The sequence below is a fragment of the Mycobacterium sp. genome (assembly GCF_029961025.1).
In the GTDB taxonomy this organism is placed as follows: domain Bacteria; phylum Actinomycetota; class Actinomycetes; order Mycobacteriales; family Mycobacteriaceae; genus Mycobacterium.
This window is the reverse complement of sequence record NZ_JASBVP010000005.1, coordinates 15,325-29,813: the sequence shown is the minus strand read 5'-3', so window position 1 is coordinate 29,813 and position 14,489 is coordinate 15,325. Positions and strand designations below refer to the sequence as shown.

10 protein-coding genes, 1 tRNA gene and 1 pseudogene are annotated in these 14,489 nt (G+C 67.2%); 3 read left to right on the top strand and 9 right to left on the bottom strand.

Features of this window, described 5'->3' with window-relative positions:
* Positions 1-43: 43 nt before the first annotated feature.
* From ettA to QJR12_RS06590, 7 genes are all read right to left on the bottom strand, one after another.
* A complete protein-coding gene (gene ettA, locus QJR12_RS06620) occupies positions 44-1,720 on the bottom strand; it encodes an energy-dependent translational throttle protein EttA (protein WP_300580032.1) in 1,677 nt (558 codons plus the stop codon).
* Positions 1,721-1,899: 179 nt separating this feature from the next.
* Positions 1,900-2,433 carry a single-stranded DNA-binding protein gene (gene ssb / locus QJR12_RS06615; protein WP_300580030.1) on the bottom strand — a complete coding sequence of 178 codons (534 nt, stop codon included), beginning with the start codon at positions 2,431-2,433 and terminating at the stop codon, positions 1,900-1,902.
* Positions 2,434-2,589: 156 nt separating this feature from the next.
* On the bottom strand, positions 2,590-4,602 hold the full coding sequence (locus tag QJR12_RS06610; RefSeq protein ID WP_300580028.1) for a cytochrome c oxidase assembly protein: 2,013 nt from the start codon (positions 4,600-4,602) through the stop codon (positions 2,590-2,592).
* A 68-nt stretch (positions 4,603-4,670) separates the two neighbouring features.
* Complete coding sequence (locus QJR12_RS06605) at positions 4,671-7,016, bottom strand: glycerol-3-phosphate 1-O-acyltransferase (protein WP_300580026.1); 2,346 nt, start codon at positions 7,014-7,016, stop codon at positions 4,671-4,673.
* Positions 7,013-8,635 (bottom strand): HAD-IB family hydrolase/lysophospholipid acyltransferase family protein, encoded by a 1,623-nt coding sequence (locus tag QJR12_RS06600; RefSeq protein ID WP_300580024.1) that lies wholly within the window; start codon positions 8,633-8,635, stop codon positions 7,013-7,015. The genes QJR12_RS06605 and QJR12_RS06600 overlap by 4 nt, the downstream gene beginning before the upstream one ends.
* On the bottom strand, positions 8,632-10,110 hold the full coding sequence (locus QJR12_RS06595; RefSeq protein WP_300580022.1) for a wax ester/triacylglycerol synthase family O-acyltransferase: 1,479 nt from the start codon (positions 10,108-10,110) through the stop codon (positions 8,632-8,634). Before QJR12_RS06595 ends, QJR12_RS06600 begins: the two co-directional genes overlap by 4 nt.
* Before the next feature lie 202 nt (positions 10,111-10,312).
* The gene (locus tag QJR12_RS06590; protein WP_300580020.1) at positions 10,313-11,566 is read right to left on the bottom strand and encodes an alpha/beta hydrolase; all 1,254 of its coding nucleotides are present in this window, start codon (positions 11,564-11,566) and stop codon (positions 10,313-10,315) included.
* A gap of 198 nt (positions 11,567-11,764) precedes the next feature.
* Here QJR12_RS06590 and QJR12_RS06585 point away from each other — a divergent pair.
* Positions 11,765-11,838: transfer RNA gene (locus QJR12_RS06585), tRNA-Arg, on the top strand.
* A gap of 668 nt (positions 11,839-12,506) precedes the next feature.
* Entirely contained in the window at positions 12,507-12,833 is a 327-nt protein-coding gene (locus QJR12_RS06580; RefSeq protein ID WP_300580018.1) for a helix-turn-helix domain-containing protein, read from the top strand.
* Here the strand turns inward: QJR12_RS06580 and QJR12_RS06575 are convergent.
* A complete protein-coding gene (locus QJR12_RS06575) occupies positions 12,830-13,105 on the bottom strand; it encodes a hypothetical protein (RefSeq protein ID WP_300580016.1) in 276 nt (91 codons plus the stop codon). The two genes, QJR12_RS06580 and QJR12_RS06575, sit on opposite strands and share 4 nt — an antisense overlap.
* Before the next feature lie 38 nt (positions 13,106-13,143).
* On the opposite strand from QJR12_RS06575, the gene QJR12_RS06570 reads away from it, so the two are divergent.
* Positions 13,144-13,896 (top strand): integrase core domain-containing protein, encoded by a 753-nt coding sequence (locus tag QJR12_RS06570; RefSeq protein ID WP_300580015.1) that lies wholly within the window; start codon positions 13,144-13,146, stop codon positions 13,894-13,896.
* A gap of 72 nt (positions 13,897-13,968) precedes the next feature.
* Here the strand turns inward: QJR12_RS06570 and QJR12_RS06565 are convergent.
* Positions 13,969-14,367: pseudogene (locus tag QJR12_RS06565) on the bottom strand (transposase domain-containing protein); the annotation flags it as partial.
* Positions 14,368-14,489 lie beyond the last annotated feature (122 nt).

The window sequence follows — 14,489 nt, the reverse complement described above, 5'->3', positions numbered from 1 at the left end:
CGCTCCTGACTCAGCGCCAGCTCCGACGCCGGTATCGCAGACACTAGTCGCGGGTCAGCTTGCGGTGGGTCACTCGGTGCGGACGGGCCGCCTCGACGCCGAGGCGAACCACCTTGTTTTCCTCGTACGCGTCGAAGTTGCCTTCGAACCAGAACCACTTGGCCTCGTTGTCCTCGTCACCTTCCCACGCCAGGATGTGCGTGCAGATCCGGTCAAGAAACCACCGATCGTGCGAGCTGACCACCGCGCAGCCGGGGAAGTTGACCAGCGCATTCTCCAGCGAGCCCAGGGTCTCAACATCAAGATCGTTCGTCGGCTCGTCGAGGAGGATCAGATTCCCGCCCTGCTTGAGGGTGAGCGCAAGGTTAAGCCGGTTGCGTTCACCTCCGGAAAGCAGGCCGGCGGGTTTTTGTTGGTCAGGCCCCTTGAAGCCGAATGCCGCCACATAGGCACGTGATGGGATCTCGGTGCGCCCCACCTCGATATGGTCTAGCCCACCGGACACAACCTCCCACACCGTCTTGGTGGGGTCGATGCCGGCCCGGTCCTGATCGACGTAGCTGATCTTGACGGTGTCACCGACCCGGACGGTGCCGCTGTCGGGTTGCTCGAGTCCGACGATGATCTTGAACAGGGTGGTCTTACCGACCCCGTTGGGACCGATGACACCCACGATGCCGTTGCGGGGCAGGCTGAAGGAGAGGTCCTTGATCAAGGTGCGCCCGTTGTAGCCCTTGTCGAGGTGCTCGACGTCGACGACGACGTTACCCAAGCGCGGCCCGGCCGGGATCTGGATCTCCTCGAAATCGAGCTTGCGGGACTTCTCCGCCAGGGCGGCCATTTCCTCATAGCGCTGCAACCGGGCCTTTCCCTTAGCCTGCCGAGCCTTTGCCCCCGAGCGGATCCAGGCCAGCTCTTCTTGTAGCCGCTTCTGCAGCTTGGCGTCCTTGCGCCCCTGCACCGCCAGCCGCTCGGCCTTTTTCTCCAGATAGGTGGAGTAGTTGCCCTGATAGGGATAGGCGTGACCGCGATCGAGCTCCAAAATCCATTCGGCGACGTTGTCCAGGAAGTAGCGGTCGTGCGTCACCGCCAGGACCGCGCCCTTGTAGGCGGCCAGGTGCTGTTCCAACCACTGCACGCTTTCGGCGTCCAGGTGATTGGTCGGCTCGTCGAGCAACAGCAGGTCGGGTTTGGACAGCAGCAGCCTGCACAGCGCCACCCGGCGGCGCTCACCGCCGGAGAGTTGACTCACCGGCTCGTCGGGCGGCGGGCAGCGCAGCGCGTCCATGGCCTGCTCGAGCTGCGAGTCGAGATCCCACGCGTCGGCGTGGTCCAACTCCTCTTGCAACCGGCCCATCTCTGCCATCAGCTCGTCGGAGTACTCGGTGGCCATCAGCTCGGCGATTTCGTTGAAACGGTCAAGCTTGGCCTTGACATCGCCCACACCCTCCTCAACGTTGCCGCGAACGGTCTTCTCCTCATTCAGCGGCGGCTCTTGCTGCAGAATCCCGACGGTGGCGCCCGGAGCCGGGAAAGCCTCACCGTTGTTGGGTGTGTCCAGGCCGGCCATGATTCGCAACAGGCTGGATTTGCCGGCACCGTTGGGGCCGACCACGCCGATCTTGGCGCCCGGGTAGAAGCTCAGTGTGACATCGTCCAGGATCACCTTGTCGCCGTAAGCCTTGCGGACTTTTTTCATCGTGTAGATGAACTCGGCCATGCCGCGGTGTTACCTCTCTGGTCTGCATCTGGTCTGCATCTGGTCTGCACGATTGCCCCGGACCATCCTAGGCGGGACCCGAGCGCACCCAACCCGGCGTCGCGGGCCAGCAGCTGAGCCGGGCCGCATCCCGGAAGCAGGGAGCCGCGCCATCGGGCACCCCGCCTCCGGGGCAGGCGCTACGCCGACAGGGAAAGCGTCGGGCCGTCCGGTCCGGCCGGTGACCCCGCGCTGTCGGCTACCGCGGCTTCCGGCAGCGCACCGCGATCGGCGCTGGGATCGGGCTGATCGGACTCTGCCCGCCCGGTGGTCGTGGCGCCACCGCCCGGGGCTATCCCGCTAACTCCGGCAACCGAGTGCCCGATCTTCTCGATACGCACAATCGCGCGGGACACGTCCGGTCCGACGGCGCTGGCCCGCATCTCCAAGGTGGCGCGGCGCACCCCGTCGCGGTCTTCGTATTCGCTGGTGTAGACGGTGCCGGCCACGATAACCGGGGAACCCTTGCCCAGCGCGGCCCCGACGCCGGTGACCAACCGGCCCCAGCAGTTCACGGTGATGAACAGCGAATTGCCCGGCTCCCAATTGCCATCGGCGCCGCGGCGGCGGGAATTGCTGGCAACCCGAAACTTCATGACCTCCTGTCCGCCGACCATCCGGCGCTTCGGGTCGGTGACGATGGTGCCGACCACGGCCAGGGGCGTCTCAAACATCGTTGATTCCTTCCATTTCGCAGTTGGCGACGCTGCGCTACCGCCTCGCCGCCCGTGACAGGTCCATTGACCGACCCGCCACCGACAGCACCACCCCCACCGAGCCGGCTCCCGGCGGCGCTGTGGAGAAAACCGCAACTGTGAACGCGACCCCGGTCAGTATCGCCCGGAGGTGTCGCGGCGAGCCAATTCGGCCAACATCGCGTTGTAGGCGGCCAGCTCGGCGTCGTCGTCACGCTCGGCGGCGCGGTCCAACCGCCGTGCCATGCGCTGATCGCTGCGCGACCATTGCACCAGCAGTGCGATCATGACGATCGCCAGCGGCACCTCCCCTGCCGCCCAAGCGATTGCGCCGCCGAGTCGCTGATCACCCAGCAGATCGGTATGCCAGCTCAACCGCAGCGACCGGTAAAAACTTTCGCCGAGCACCCGCTGGGTGCCCATCATCACCACCCCGAAGAACGCGTGCAGCGGCAGCGAGGCGAACACCACGGCCGCCTTGGCCAGCGGTGGGATCAGCCGCGGCGTGGGGTCCACGCCGATCACCACCCAGTAGAACAGGTAGCCGCTGAGCAGAAAGTGGGCGTTCATCAGGACGTGCCCTAAATGGCTGCCCGCCGCGGCGTCGAACAGGCCGCTGAGATACAACCCGTAAAACCCGGCGACGAACAGCACGGTCGCCACGATCGGGTGGGTGTAAAAGCGGGACAGCCGACTGTGCAGGGCCGCCAGCAGCCATTCCCGCGGGCCCGGCGGATCGTCCCGCCCGGCGGCCGGCAACGCCCGTAGCGCCAGGCTCACCGGGCCGCCCAGCACCAGCAGGATCGGCACCAGCATCGACAGCATCATGTGCACGGCCATATGCATGCTGAACATCGCCGGCAGGTAACGGCCCGACCCCGAGGAGGTGACGAACAACAGCAGCACACAGCCGAGCAGCCAGGCCAGCGTCCTGCCGATCGGCCAGAAGTCGCCACGACGATGTAACCGGCGCACCGCCACCAGATACAGGCCGGCGAGCACGATCGCCGCCGTGCCGAAGATCAAGTCGAAGCGCCAGTCCAACAGCACCCGCGCCACGGTGGGCGGTCCGTCGAAGTCGTAGCCGATCGCCACTTGCGGGATCGAGGGAATCCCGATCGGCGGTGGCGGTGGTGGTGTGCGGCTCAGCCCGACGGCGACACCGAAGGTGAGGCCGAAGACCACCGCTTCCATCAGCGACAGCCGGATCAGCGCCCCTCGCGCGTGCGGGTCCGCTTGCAGCGCGGCGACTCCGGTACGGCGCTGACGCCAGCCGATCACCCCGAGCACGCCCAGTGCGACGGCCTTGACGAGGATCAGCCGCCCGTAGGCGGTCAGCAGCAGGTCGGAGGGCAGCACCCGCACCAGCGCGTTGATCACGCCGCTGAGCGCCATCGCGACAAAGCACCACAGGGCGATCGTCGAGAAGCGCCTCGCGGCCAGGTCGGCATGGTCCCCGTGGCGCAGCGCGTGCGCCAGCAGGACCAGCAGACCACCGGCCCACAGGCTGGCCGCGACAAGGTGGATGAGCAGGCTGTTGGTGGCCAGATCATGCGAGCCGCCGGCCGACGAGTGGCCGGTCAGCCCCAGCGGCACCAGGGTCACCAACGATCCGAGCAGCAGCAGCGGAACCCAGGACCAGCGCAACACCGGCAGGCTGGCCAACGCCACCGCAGCGGCCAGCAACGCCGTCCAGCGCCACGCGGCGGCGGTGTTGATCAGGCTAGCCAGCGACCAGACCGTCGCCGGGTTGAGATGGCTCGCCAGCCGATGACCGGAGACATCCGAAATGGTCAGCGGCACCAGCAGTGCGGCGCACACCGACCACACTCCCGACGCCACCGTGCCCCACCGAAGCGCCCGGTACCCGGCCACGTCGAGCACCCCGCTGGGTTGGGGCGGCACCAGAAAGGCCGCGAACAGGAACGAGCCGACGGCGATCACGGCGGCGATCTCCCCGGCCGCCCGCACGAACGGCAGCCCCAGCGTGGTCACCGGGCCCGGATCGGGCAACCCGGTGGCGGCCAGCGCATCCGCCCATGCCAGCAGCCCTATCCCCGCCGCGGTGCAGCCCGCCAGCACGGCGACGCCGCCCAGCAGCGGCCATAGCACCGCCCGACGCTCGCCGGTGGGCGAAGCGACAGTCATAGGTCTAGCCTATTGGGAGGCCAGACGCTAACCGGTGCGGCCTTGCGGCGAAGTTCGGATCCCCACAGCTATCCGGCCCGGGCGCGACGGGCTTCGATTTCGCGGGCGAGAAACTGATTGCGCGCGATCTCTGCGACGTGGTCGAAGTCGTGCAGAATACCCCGCAATTCCCGCCGAAACGCGGTGCGGCGCTCGGTGAGGTCCCCCGCGGGCTCCAGCAGGTGCTGGTCGGCGGCGACCTGGCGCGCGGTCGCGAACAGCAGCGTAGAGACCGGCTCGCTGCTGCGGACGCGGCCCTGCGCGACGTACTGAGCGCCGAGGCCGAGCGCCAGCCGGGTCAGGTCCTTCTGGCTGATTTCCGCTGGGGCGTCGCGCAGCACGTCGGCGACGATCGCGTACGCCTCGAAGAACACCCGCAGCATGGCGTCGGATATCAGCGGCCGTTTCGCGTAGAGCATCGCGTCGATCTCGTCGCCGCCGGCGGCGACGCGAGACTCCCAATCGTCATACCAGGACATCTCTTTGGCGATGTTGGCCTTAAATGTCGCGGAATCAGCGAAGTAGAAATCGAATTTCAGCAGGTCGCGCAGCCGCATCGCCTGCGCCCAGAAGGCCTGCCGGCGGTCCCCGTCGGCGTGGCGGGCGTGTGCCAGCGCAAGCTCGACGATCGAGGTCTCCAGGAAGGCATGGATGACCGAATTGCGGTAGAACGCCGCGGCGTGCTCATCCTCGGGCGCAATGCGCCACACGGGTTCCCGGCCGCCGTCCACCCGGGTAACCGGATGCCCGTGAGACAACGCATCCACCGCCGCTCGAACCCCCTCGGGCGTGCGGAGCCGCAATGCACTCGTTGTCATCGGGATCTGCCTGCGTTCGAGGTAATCAAGCGAATCTTGCAAGGTGCGGTGCAGCTGACCGAGAGTCAACGCCACTCCGTGAGTGGCCAGCAGCAGCGCAGACACCAGCCCGGTCGCGTTCACCGGCGTTCCCTGGAGGATACGCCACGCTACTTCGAACGACATCTTCTGCAGGGCAAGACGTTTAGCGGCTTGATCGTGGGCCATCGGACCGCCCGGCGCCCCCAGGTAGTGTCGCATCGAAACCGCTTCGGGGAATCGGACGTAGATCTTTCCGTAGTTGCGTTCACCCTGGGCCTTGATGAATTTGTACAGCCAGCTAAGGCCCTCGGGCGTCTTTTCGGCCCCGCGCGCATAGGCCGCGTACTCGGCGATCTCGTGCAACTGGTCGAAGCTTATCGAGACCGGCTGCAACAAAATGTCGTCGGTGCGGCCCTCCAGGTATGCGTCGGCAACGTAAGTCAGCAGCCCCAGCTTGGGAGGCAGCATTTTCCCCGTGCGCGAGCGAGTGCCTTCGATGGACCAGCTGAGGTTGAACCGTTTCTCGACGAGATAGCCGACGTATTCCTTGAGCACGTAGCGATAGAGCGGGTCACCGCCGATGCTGCGGCGGATGAAGATGACGCCCGAGCGGCGCATCAACGGTCCCATCAGCCCGAACGCCATGTTGATCCCGCCGAACACGTGTGTCTTGGGCAGCCCGTTTTCGGCAAGCGCGACCGTGAGCACCGCGCTGTCGAGGTTGGATCGATGCGACCACAGCAGGACGGCGGGATGGGTTTGCAGCGCGGCACGCATGGCCGCCACCTGATACTGGTCGTAGTCGATCTGGGGATCGAACCCGCGAGAAAACAGCGACTTGGCAAGCGCGGGAATCAGATCGACCGATAGCCGACTCCATCCGGTGGCCATCTCGTCGAGGATCTTACCGGCCTCTTCGAGCGTGGCTCCCGGGATCTGCTGCAGACCGGCACGAAATCGGGCCGACGCCAGCATTTCCGGCTTCACCAGTCGGGGCGACTTGTACTCCGGGCCGAGCAGTCGGTAGGCAACGCGTTCCATGGCCAGGATGGCCCGGCGGGTGACGAACTGCGCGAAATCGTTTGGATGCTCGCCCGTTGTGGTGTCACGCCACTGCTGGCGAAGTTCGGAGACCTTGGCCGCCTCCCCGGCGACCACCCGGGCCCGGCGGGGATCGCTGCGCAGGATCCGGCGCTGCCGTCGTTCGCTGGGGTGGTAGGGGTCCCGGCCGGGAAGCAGTCCAACCCACTTGCTCAGGGCTCGGCCACCGGCGGGGGGCAGCCAGAATACCCGGACCGGCACGATCGAACGGTCCTCGTCGGACTCGAGCTGCTCGACGAGCGGGCCAAGTGCCGCGGGCGGGGAATTCCGGGGCGGCAGCCGCACGACGTCGATCTTGGCCTCCGGATGGCGAGCCCGCTGCCGCTGCAGCCAGTCAGAGAGCAGCTCGGCTTCGACCGAGGACGACACGGCCGCCAACACCAGCGGGTCCTCGCTGGTGGTGAATGTGCCGGTGTCGAGGGCCGGTTTGGTCACGGTCGTCCTTTCGGGCGGGATGGTTCGGCGTTCTTTTTGACCGGGGTTGGCCGCGCGGCCACCCGGGCGTTCTTCTTGACCGCCGCCCTGGCCGGGGCCGCCTTGGGGTGCCCACGCTTTCCGGGCGCGGGCTTCCTGCGGGTATACAGACCCACCTCGGGCAACTCGCCGGCCGGCCAGTGGGCCAGCGTGTCCAAATACAGCCGACGCACCTCGGCAATGCGATCGGGCAACGTGTCAAGCGTCCAGTCGTCAACGGGGATCGGGGGAAACACCGCGACATCCACGGTCCCGGGATTCATCGTGGTGGAGTTGCGGGCGGCGATGATCTCGGCGTTGCGGATCACGATCGGCACCAGGGGAACGCCGGCCGCCATCGCGATCCGGAACGGCCCCTTCTTAAACGGCCCCACCTCGGTAGTGTCCACGCGGGTGCCCTCGGGGGCGATCACGATCGACAGCCCGGCTTTCGCCCGCTGCTCAACCTGATGCAATGCCTCCACCGCGGCGGCCGGATCGTCTCGGTCGATGAACACGGCGTCGAGCAACTTGCCCAGCGTGCCCACGATCGGGTCGCGTTCCAGCTCCTTTTTGGCCACGCCGGTCCAATCCTCGCGCACCAACGCGGCAACAATGATCGGGTCGACTTGGTTGCGGTGGTTGAAGATGAACACCGCCGGACGCTGCGCGGTCAGATTCTCCGCGCCGAGGACGTTCAAACGCACGCCGCTGGTGGCCAGCAGCAGCTGCGACCAGACGGAGGTAAAAAAGTTCACGCCCCGACGCCGGCTGCGGGTCAGCAGGCCCAGGCCAACCGCGCCGGCCGCGACCGGGGCCAGCGAGCCGATCCCGGCGAGCGCCCGCAGCTGCCCGGCAATGCCGTAGTTGCCGCGGCTGGTGAACCGCAAGATTGGCCAGCCGCGGCGCCGGGCCACGGTGGCCATCTTGCCTTTCGGGTTGGTCGGCCGGGGATTGCCGACAAGATACATCAACGCCACGTCCTCGTCACCGTCGGCATAGAAATAGCTGTCCTTCAGGTCGATGCCATGCTCGGCCGCAAACCGCTGCACGGCCGCCGCCTTGCCCGGCCCCCACAGGATCGGCTTGACCACCCCGCCGGTGAGGATCCCGTTCTCGTCGGTCTCGAACTGGTTGCTGAGGGTGTTGGGGATCCCCAAAAACCGGGCGACCGGGTCGACCTGAATGGTCAGCGCCGACGAACTGAGCACCACGGTGTGACCCCGGGCAAGGTGCGCGCGCACCAACTCCCGCATTTCCGGGTAGATCCGGGATTCGATCTTCTGGGTGAAAAGCCGCTCCCCGATCTCTTCCACGTCGCTCAGCGCCCGTCCGCGCAGCATCGCGGCGGCCTTGGTGATGAGCTCCTCGAATTCGATGCGCCCGAGTTGATGGTTGAGTCCGGCCTGAACCATCCCGATCAGCTCTCCGACCCCCATTTCGCGGCGCCGGAAGCGCTCTTGGGTGAGGATGACGCCGGTAAAACCCGCGACCAGGGTGCCGTCCAGATCGAAAAACGCCCCGATCCGGGGACCGGGCGGGCTGGCCATCACCTCGGCGACCGAGCCGGGTAGCCGAAGATCGGTGTGCTCGGCGGTCATGAGCCCGACGACAAGGATCGCGACAACGAATCGGGCGTCTCGACCGCGAACGACGCCGGTACCGCGTGCGGTGCCGGTTCACCGGCCAGCGCGAGGACCTCATCGAAACCCTCCAGCAGGCACCGTGCGAACAGCGCCTCGTCGCGGACGGCGGCCCGGTCGTATCGGACGGTGACGGTGCAGAACCCGCCTCTGGAGACCAGTACGGCCATCATCGCCACGCCCGGCAACGGCCCAAAGCCGTACTGGCGCAGCACTTTGGCGCCGGCGATGTAGGTCTCGCCCGGGTAGCCGGGCACATTGCTGGCCTGCACGTCCGAGGCGATGATCGCACCCGTGATGGCCTCCAACACCGGCGTGGGCAGGATGCTCAGCAACGGAGCAACCGAACCGAGCACGTTAAGGGCGCGCTCTTCACGGCGCCGGGTCATCTGTGCGCGGATCTTTTTGATGCGGGCCACCGGATCGACGGTGCCGACCGGCGCCGCCAGGTTGATGCCCGCAAACCGGTTCCCGCCGGCAGGGTCGGCTTCGGCGCGCAAGTTCACCGGAACCGCCATCGGCAGTGTGCTGACGGGCACGCCGAGCGCCACATGGTAGCGCCGCAGCGCCCCACACAAACCCGCCAGGTAGGCATCGTTGATAGATCCCCCGGCGGCTTTGGCGGCCGCGTGCAGGTCGGGGAGCGACATGTCGAGCGCTTCGCTGCCAGTGGAAAGGCTGCGACGGCGCAGCAACGGCGACGGCTCGGCCGCCGGCCGCAGCACCCGGGCACTCGAACGCAGGTAGCCGACAACCCCCGTCACCAGCGACGCCGGGTTGAGCACCGCCCGCCCCGCCAGTGATGCCGTGCCCGAGAGAGCTTCCCGGACACCGTCGGCCAGCGCGGCGGGCAGATGGGCGAGACCCTCCAGCATCAGGTCGTTGGAAGTCAGGTCTACCGGAATTGGTTGCGGGGGGGTCGGCTCGGGCTCGGGTTCGCGCTTCGCGTCGTAGATGTGCGCGAACATTTCGACGCTGCCGACCCCGTCGGCGACGGCGTGGCTGAGATGCAGGAGCATCGCCGCCTTGCCGTCGGCGAGTCCTTCGACCAGGGTTGCCGACCACAACGGCCGCGAGATGTCCAGCGGCGACTGCAGCATCACCTCGGCCAGATCGAACACGTCGCGTAAGGTTCCCGGTTCGGGGACCCGGAGGTGCCGCACATGGAAATCCACATCGAAATCGGGGTCCACCACCCAGCGCGGCCTGGTCGTCGGCAGGGTCGGCACCACGACCTTCTGCCGCAACCGCAGCGCTCGTCGCGACGCGTGTTCGAATTTGGTCCGAAAACGCCTCCAGTCCGGCGTGGTGTCAAGAAGCTCTAACCCCATGATCCCGGAGCGGGTCCGCGGGCGGGCCTCCCCCCGATGCAGCAGATAGTCCAGCGCTCCCAACTCGGTGGGCAATCCAGCGGAATCGACGGGTTCAGCCATGGCGGCGACCCCGCGCGGGCCCGGTCGGCCGAGTCGCCAGCCCGGTCATTGCCACTCCAGCCTCCCCTTTCCAGGCGGGTCCATCCCCGGCCAACACCACGCTAGCCCGGTTGACCCGAGAACGGGAGCTCATTGTGCGGATCCGAGCGATGTCCGGAATACCGTGAGATCAGGCCGAATTGGAAACGGCACGGATCGCGGATCAGCTTGCCGGCGAAACCTCCAGCGGTACGGATCCGGTTCGGGTGCAAGCATAGCGACCGTAGATGGCCCCGAGAAAGTCCGCGACGGCGTCGGCGGTCAGCCGGGAACGCGCGGTGGCGACGGTGTCGAACGCGTGGTGGGCGTTGGGCAGCTCGGCGTAGCAGACGGTGGCGGCCCCGGCCGCGCGCAGCGCGGCGCAAAACGACCGGGCCTGCGCGCTGGGAATCAGCGAATCGTTGCTGCCGTGCAGCACGAAAAACGGCGGTGCCCCGCGATGGGCATGGGTGATCGGCGAGGCCGCCCGAAACAGCCCGGGGTCATCGGTGTAGCGGGTCTGCATCACGAAGTGCTCCAAAAACGGCAACATCATCGCGTGCATATGCTCGACCGCGGTGAGGTCGTAGACGCCGTAACAGGGCACGGCCGCCTGGACGCCGGTGTCCACGTGCTCAAAGCCGGGCTGAAGCCGGGTGTCACCTGCGGTCAGCGCCGCCAACGCCGCGAGGTGTCCGCCGGCCGAGCCACCGGTGATCGCGATGAACCCGGGGTCGCCGCCAAAATCGGCGATGTTCTCGCGCACCCAGGCGATCGCCCTTTTGACATCGATGATGTGCGCCGGCCACGCCGCGCGCGGGCTCTTGCGGTAATCGATGGACACGCAGATCCAGCCGTGCTCGACCATCCGGCTCATCAGGGGATAAGCCTGACCGCGCTTGCCGTTGACGGCCCATCCGCCCCCGGGCACTTGCACCAGCACCGGCGCCGGCCGCGGGTTCGGCGGCCCGGGATGCCGCCAGATGTCCAGCAGATTGTCATGACCGGCCGGGCCGTAGGCGATATCGGAGGTCTGCGCGGCGTAGCGGCGGCGCTGCCCGGCCATGTGCCAGAGGTTGTCGCGGCGCGGACAGCCGTGCTGATCGTCGAGCGGATGACACACCAGGTCGCGGTAGCCCGCCCCGAGGGCTTCCGCGAGCGCCGCACCGAGAACCTGATCGGCCCGCTGCGCCGCCCAGCTGATCGCCACCCGGCCCAGCGGCAGCGGGGGCACCCCGGACAACACCTGCCCGGTCAGCGCCTGCGGACCGAATTCCGCGGCCAGCCACCCCGCTAACCAGCCCACCGCCGACGGTGCAGCGCGCAACAGCAGCGCAGCGGCCCGACACCCGGCACGGGGGGCGAGCCGCAGTCCGGGCAGCAACACCCTCGAACCGGTCAGCGGGCACCGGGTGGTCACGACCGCGGCTATGTTCATTCCGATGCCGCTCCTTGACATCAGGGCACGGACGTCGTTGTCCGCGCCTAGCCGCGGCCGCCGGTGACCACGCCGTGACCAGCGCTGGTGGCGCCGGTCACACAATAGCCGAATCGATCTCGCGGTCAAAGTGTTTCGGCCGGCGTTGCGTGCTCGGGTTCGCTCCCGGTCGCCGTTGGATAGACTGACCTGCGCATTGCCTCCGTAGCTCAGTTGGATAGAGCAAGGGCCTTCTAATCCCTAGGTCGCAGGTTCGATTCCTGCCGGGGGCACACGTATCAGTGCAGGTCAGAAGCGTTTTAGGGCCTCGCCGCAGGGTGCGTGCCGGTGTGTACCCCTGCCGCTACCCGATCGTTCGGGCATTCGCCGGCATCCGGTGGTGCTCCCGACGCGGCGCGCCGGGTGGCGTAGGTGGGGGCGGTGGTGGAGGTGGGGGTGCACGGTGCGGTGAGGGCTGGCGCCCGCCTTTTTCTCGAAGTCGTCTCCGGAGACGTCGTTAGTCGGCATCGTGTTTCGCTGCTTTGGTGACACTCGCTGGTCCTGGCGGTGGCGGACCTGGCTCTGATTTCCGGGTTGGCGATGGGCTCGCGGTGTTCCTGCCCGGACGATAACCGCCCCCTCGCGGCGGCATCCAGCCGTCATTAGCCGACGTGTCTGCGTCGCTCACTGCGGCTCACCTCCTGCTTCGCTCCTACCTGTATCCGCCTGCTCGTCCTGCGGTGCCGGTCTATCCCGCGAGGTGTCCTGTGGCTCGAGAAATTCAATGACCGGTGCATCATCGCACTTGATCCACTGGCCCGCACTTCCCGCGATCGGCTTTTCGAACTCGCCTTGCTCGTCGAGGCGCCAAGCCGGTTTGCGTCTGAGTTCGCCGCAGAGATCGGGGTGAGAAATTACCCAATGCTGGCAGTCTTCTCGGGTGATCCGAGAGGAGCTGCTTATGCCCGAGTTCAGCAATGGTCGGCGTCGTGCGACGAGCCTGTCGGCGGAGACGAAGTGGGAGATCTTCCTGCAGATCACCACCGGGGAGATCACGCAGGCCGAAGCCGCGCGCAAGTGGCAGGTGGACGTGTCGACGGTGATCGCGATCCGTCGCACGGTCAAAGACGCCGCGCTGGCGGCGTTGGCGCGCAAACCGGGTCGTCCTGGTACGCGGCGGGATTGGCAGCTTGAAGCTGCGAGAGCCGAGATCGCGCAGCTGACCGAGGCGGTCAAGGCGCAGGCTATCGAGCTCGTGGTGGCGCGGGGAAAATCCGGTTGGGGCTAAGCGGGCCGGTGCCGGCGCGGGTCCCCGCCGAGGTCAAACAAGCCGTCCTCAAAAGCGTCGACGACGCGGTCGCCGCCGGGTTGGCGCACACCTGGGCATGCTCGCTGTGGCAGGTCAGCGACTCGCGGGTGCATCGCTGGCGGGCCCGGCGCCGCGACGTTGGCACCCTGGTCGACCAGGCTCCCGGGCGTGCGATGCACGCGCTGCTGCCCGAAGAGATCGCCGCGATCCTCGACGTCGCCGAGCGTTGGGGGCCGGTCGATCGGTCGCATCGCACGCTCGCCCACCGCGGTTCCTACGAGAATCTGGTGTGGGTGTCGCCGGCCACGTTTCGGCGTGTGCTGGGGTGGCTCACGGGCTCACGCTGCCCGAGCCACAGCCCCGTAGCCGGCCTGAGCGCAGGCCATGGCCGGACTGGCTGGTGTGGGCGCCCAACCGGATCTGGATCTGGGACGCCACGCATTTCACCCGCACCCGGCGGGTCTGCTTCGCGATCGTGGACCTGGTGTCGCGCAAGTGGATCGATACCCTCATCTCGGTCGAGGAGACCGCCACCCAGGTGCAGGTGCTCTTCGAGCACGCCCTGCAGCTCGAAGGCCTGCTGGAGTTGCTCACCGACGAGCGCCTCGAACTGGATCCCGATGACCCGCGCCGGCCGATTCTGCTGGCGGTGTCTGACAACGGGCCGCCGATGACCGCCCGCGACACCCGCGCGTTCATGGCGCTGATGGCCATCGTCTGCCACCATGGCCGCCCCGGCGTGCCGACTGATCAGGCCTGGATCGAGTCGTTCTTCGGCCACATCAAGGCCGAGTGGCCCCACCTGGAGGCGATCACCGACCCGGCCCTGTTGGAAACCGAATTAGCAAGGGTACGAACGGAATATAATTCAGTTCGGCTTCACGAAGCGATCGGATACGTGACTCCGGACGACGAACACGAAGGCCGCGGCGCAGCCATCCGCCAGGCCCGCCGCGACGGCCTCGAACGAGCCCGGCAACGTCGGCTCGACTATCATCACCGAACCACCAACCCCTCCGGGGAGATGCCATGCATTGGGTAATTTCTCAAGCCATCTCTGCGGTTAACTCGGAAACGCCTCAAGCCACGACCGGTTGCGGTCGCTGTCGGCGACCTTGAACGACACACACCCGTCGAACGCCACAGTACGGAAACGCCCGAATCGCACGCCGGGGGTGTGCGGCGCGGCGACCGGACCGGCCAGCACCTCAAACAGCGCCCGCATCGGCGCTGCCCCCAGACGGCGACGCAGATCTCGAAGCGCCTTGCCCGACAGCGGCTTGCGGCCTGGTAGGGCGGCGGTGAGCTTGGCCCAGACCTTGCGGTAGCCCAGCCCGGGGAACAGGCACAGCGCGAGCACGAAATACACCCCCACCCGTGACGGCAGCACACGCAGCCGCCGTTGGACGCTGCCGGTCTCGGCCAGCACCGCGTCCACCAGCTCAACCGGGATCTGCCAGGTGAGTTCGCCCAGATGACCAGCAGCGAAAAGCTCCTCACGAGACGCGGACATGGCAGAATTCGGCACTGCGACTCCTCGGTGGCAGAAGTGGATCTTCGTCGACCGTTCTTCTACCAGGAGTCGCACCCATATCGTTAGCAATACAAGACCCATATGCCCCGCGTGTCACATTG

What these genes read in the sequence shown, in the direction of transcription:
- QJR12_RS06595 (WP_300580022.1), bottom strand. Translation starts at nt 10,110, where the DNA reads ATGGCTGAACCCGTCGATTCCGCTGGATTGCCCACCGAGTTGGGAGCG.
- QJR12_RS06575 (WP_300580016.1), bottom strand. Translation starts at nt 13,105, where the DNA reads ATGCGACCGATCGACCGGCCCCCAACGCTCGGCGACGTCGAGGATCGC.
- ssb (WP_300580030.1), bottom strand. Translation starts at nt 2,433, where the DNA reads ATGTTTGAGACGCCCCTGGCCGTGGTCGGCACCATCGTCACCGACCCG.
- QJR12_RS06610 (WP_300580028.1), bottom strand. Translation starts at nt 4,602, where the DNA reads ATGACTGTCGCTTCGCCCACCGGCGAGCGTCGGGCGGTGCTATGGCCG.
- QJR12_RS06580 (WP_300580018.1), top strand. Translation starts at nt 12,507, where the DNA reads ATGCCCGAGTTCAGCAATGGTCGGCGTCGTGCGACGAGCCTGTCGGCG.
- QJR12_RS06600 (WP_300580024.1), bottom strand. Translation starts at nt 8,635, where the DNA reads ATGACCGCCGAGCACACCGATCTTCGGCTACCCGGCTCGGTCGCCGAG.
- QJR12_RS06590 (WP_300580020.1), bottom strand. Translation starts at nt 11,566, where the DNA reads ATGAACATAGCCGCGGTCGTGACCACCCGGTGCCCGCTGACCGGTTCG.
- ettA (WP_300580032.1), bottom strand. Translation starts at nt 1,720, where the DNA reads ATGGCCGAGTTCATCTACACGATGAAAAAAGTCCGCAAGGCTTACGGC.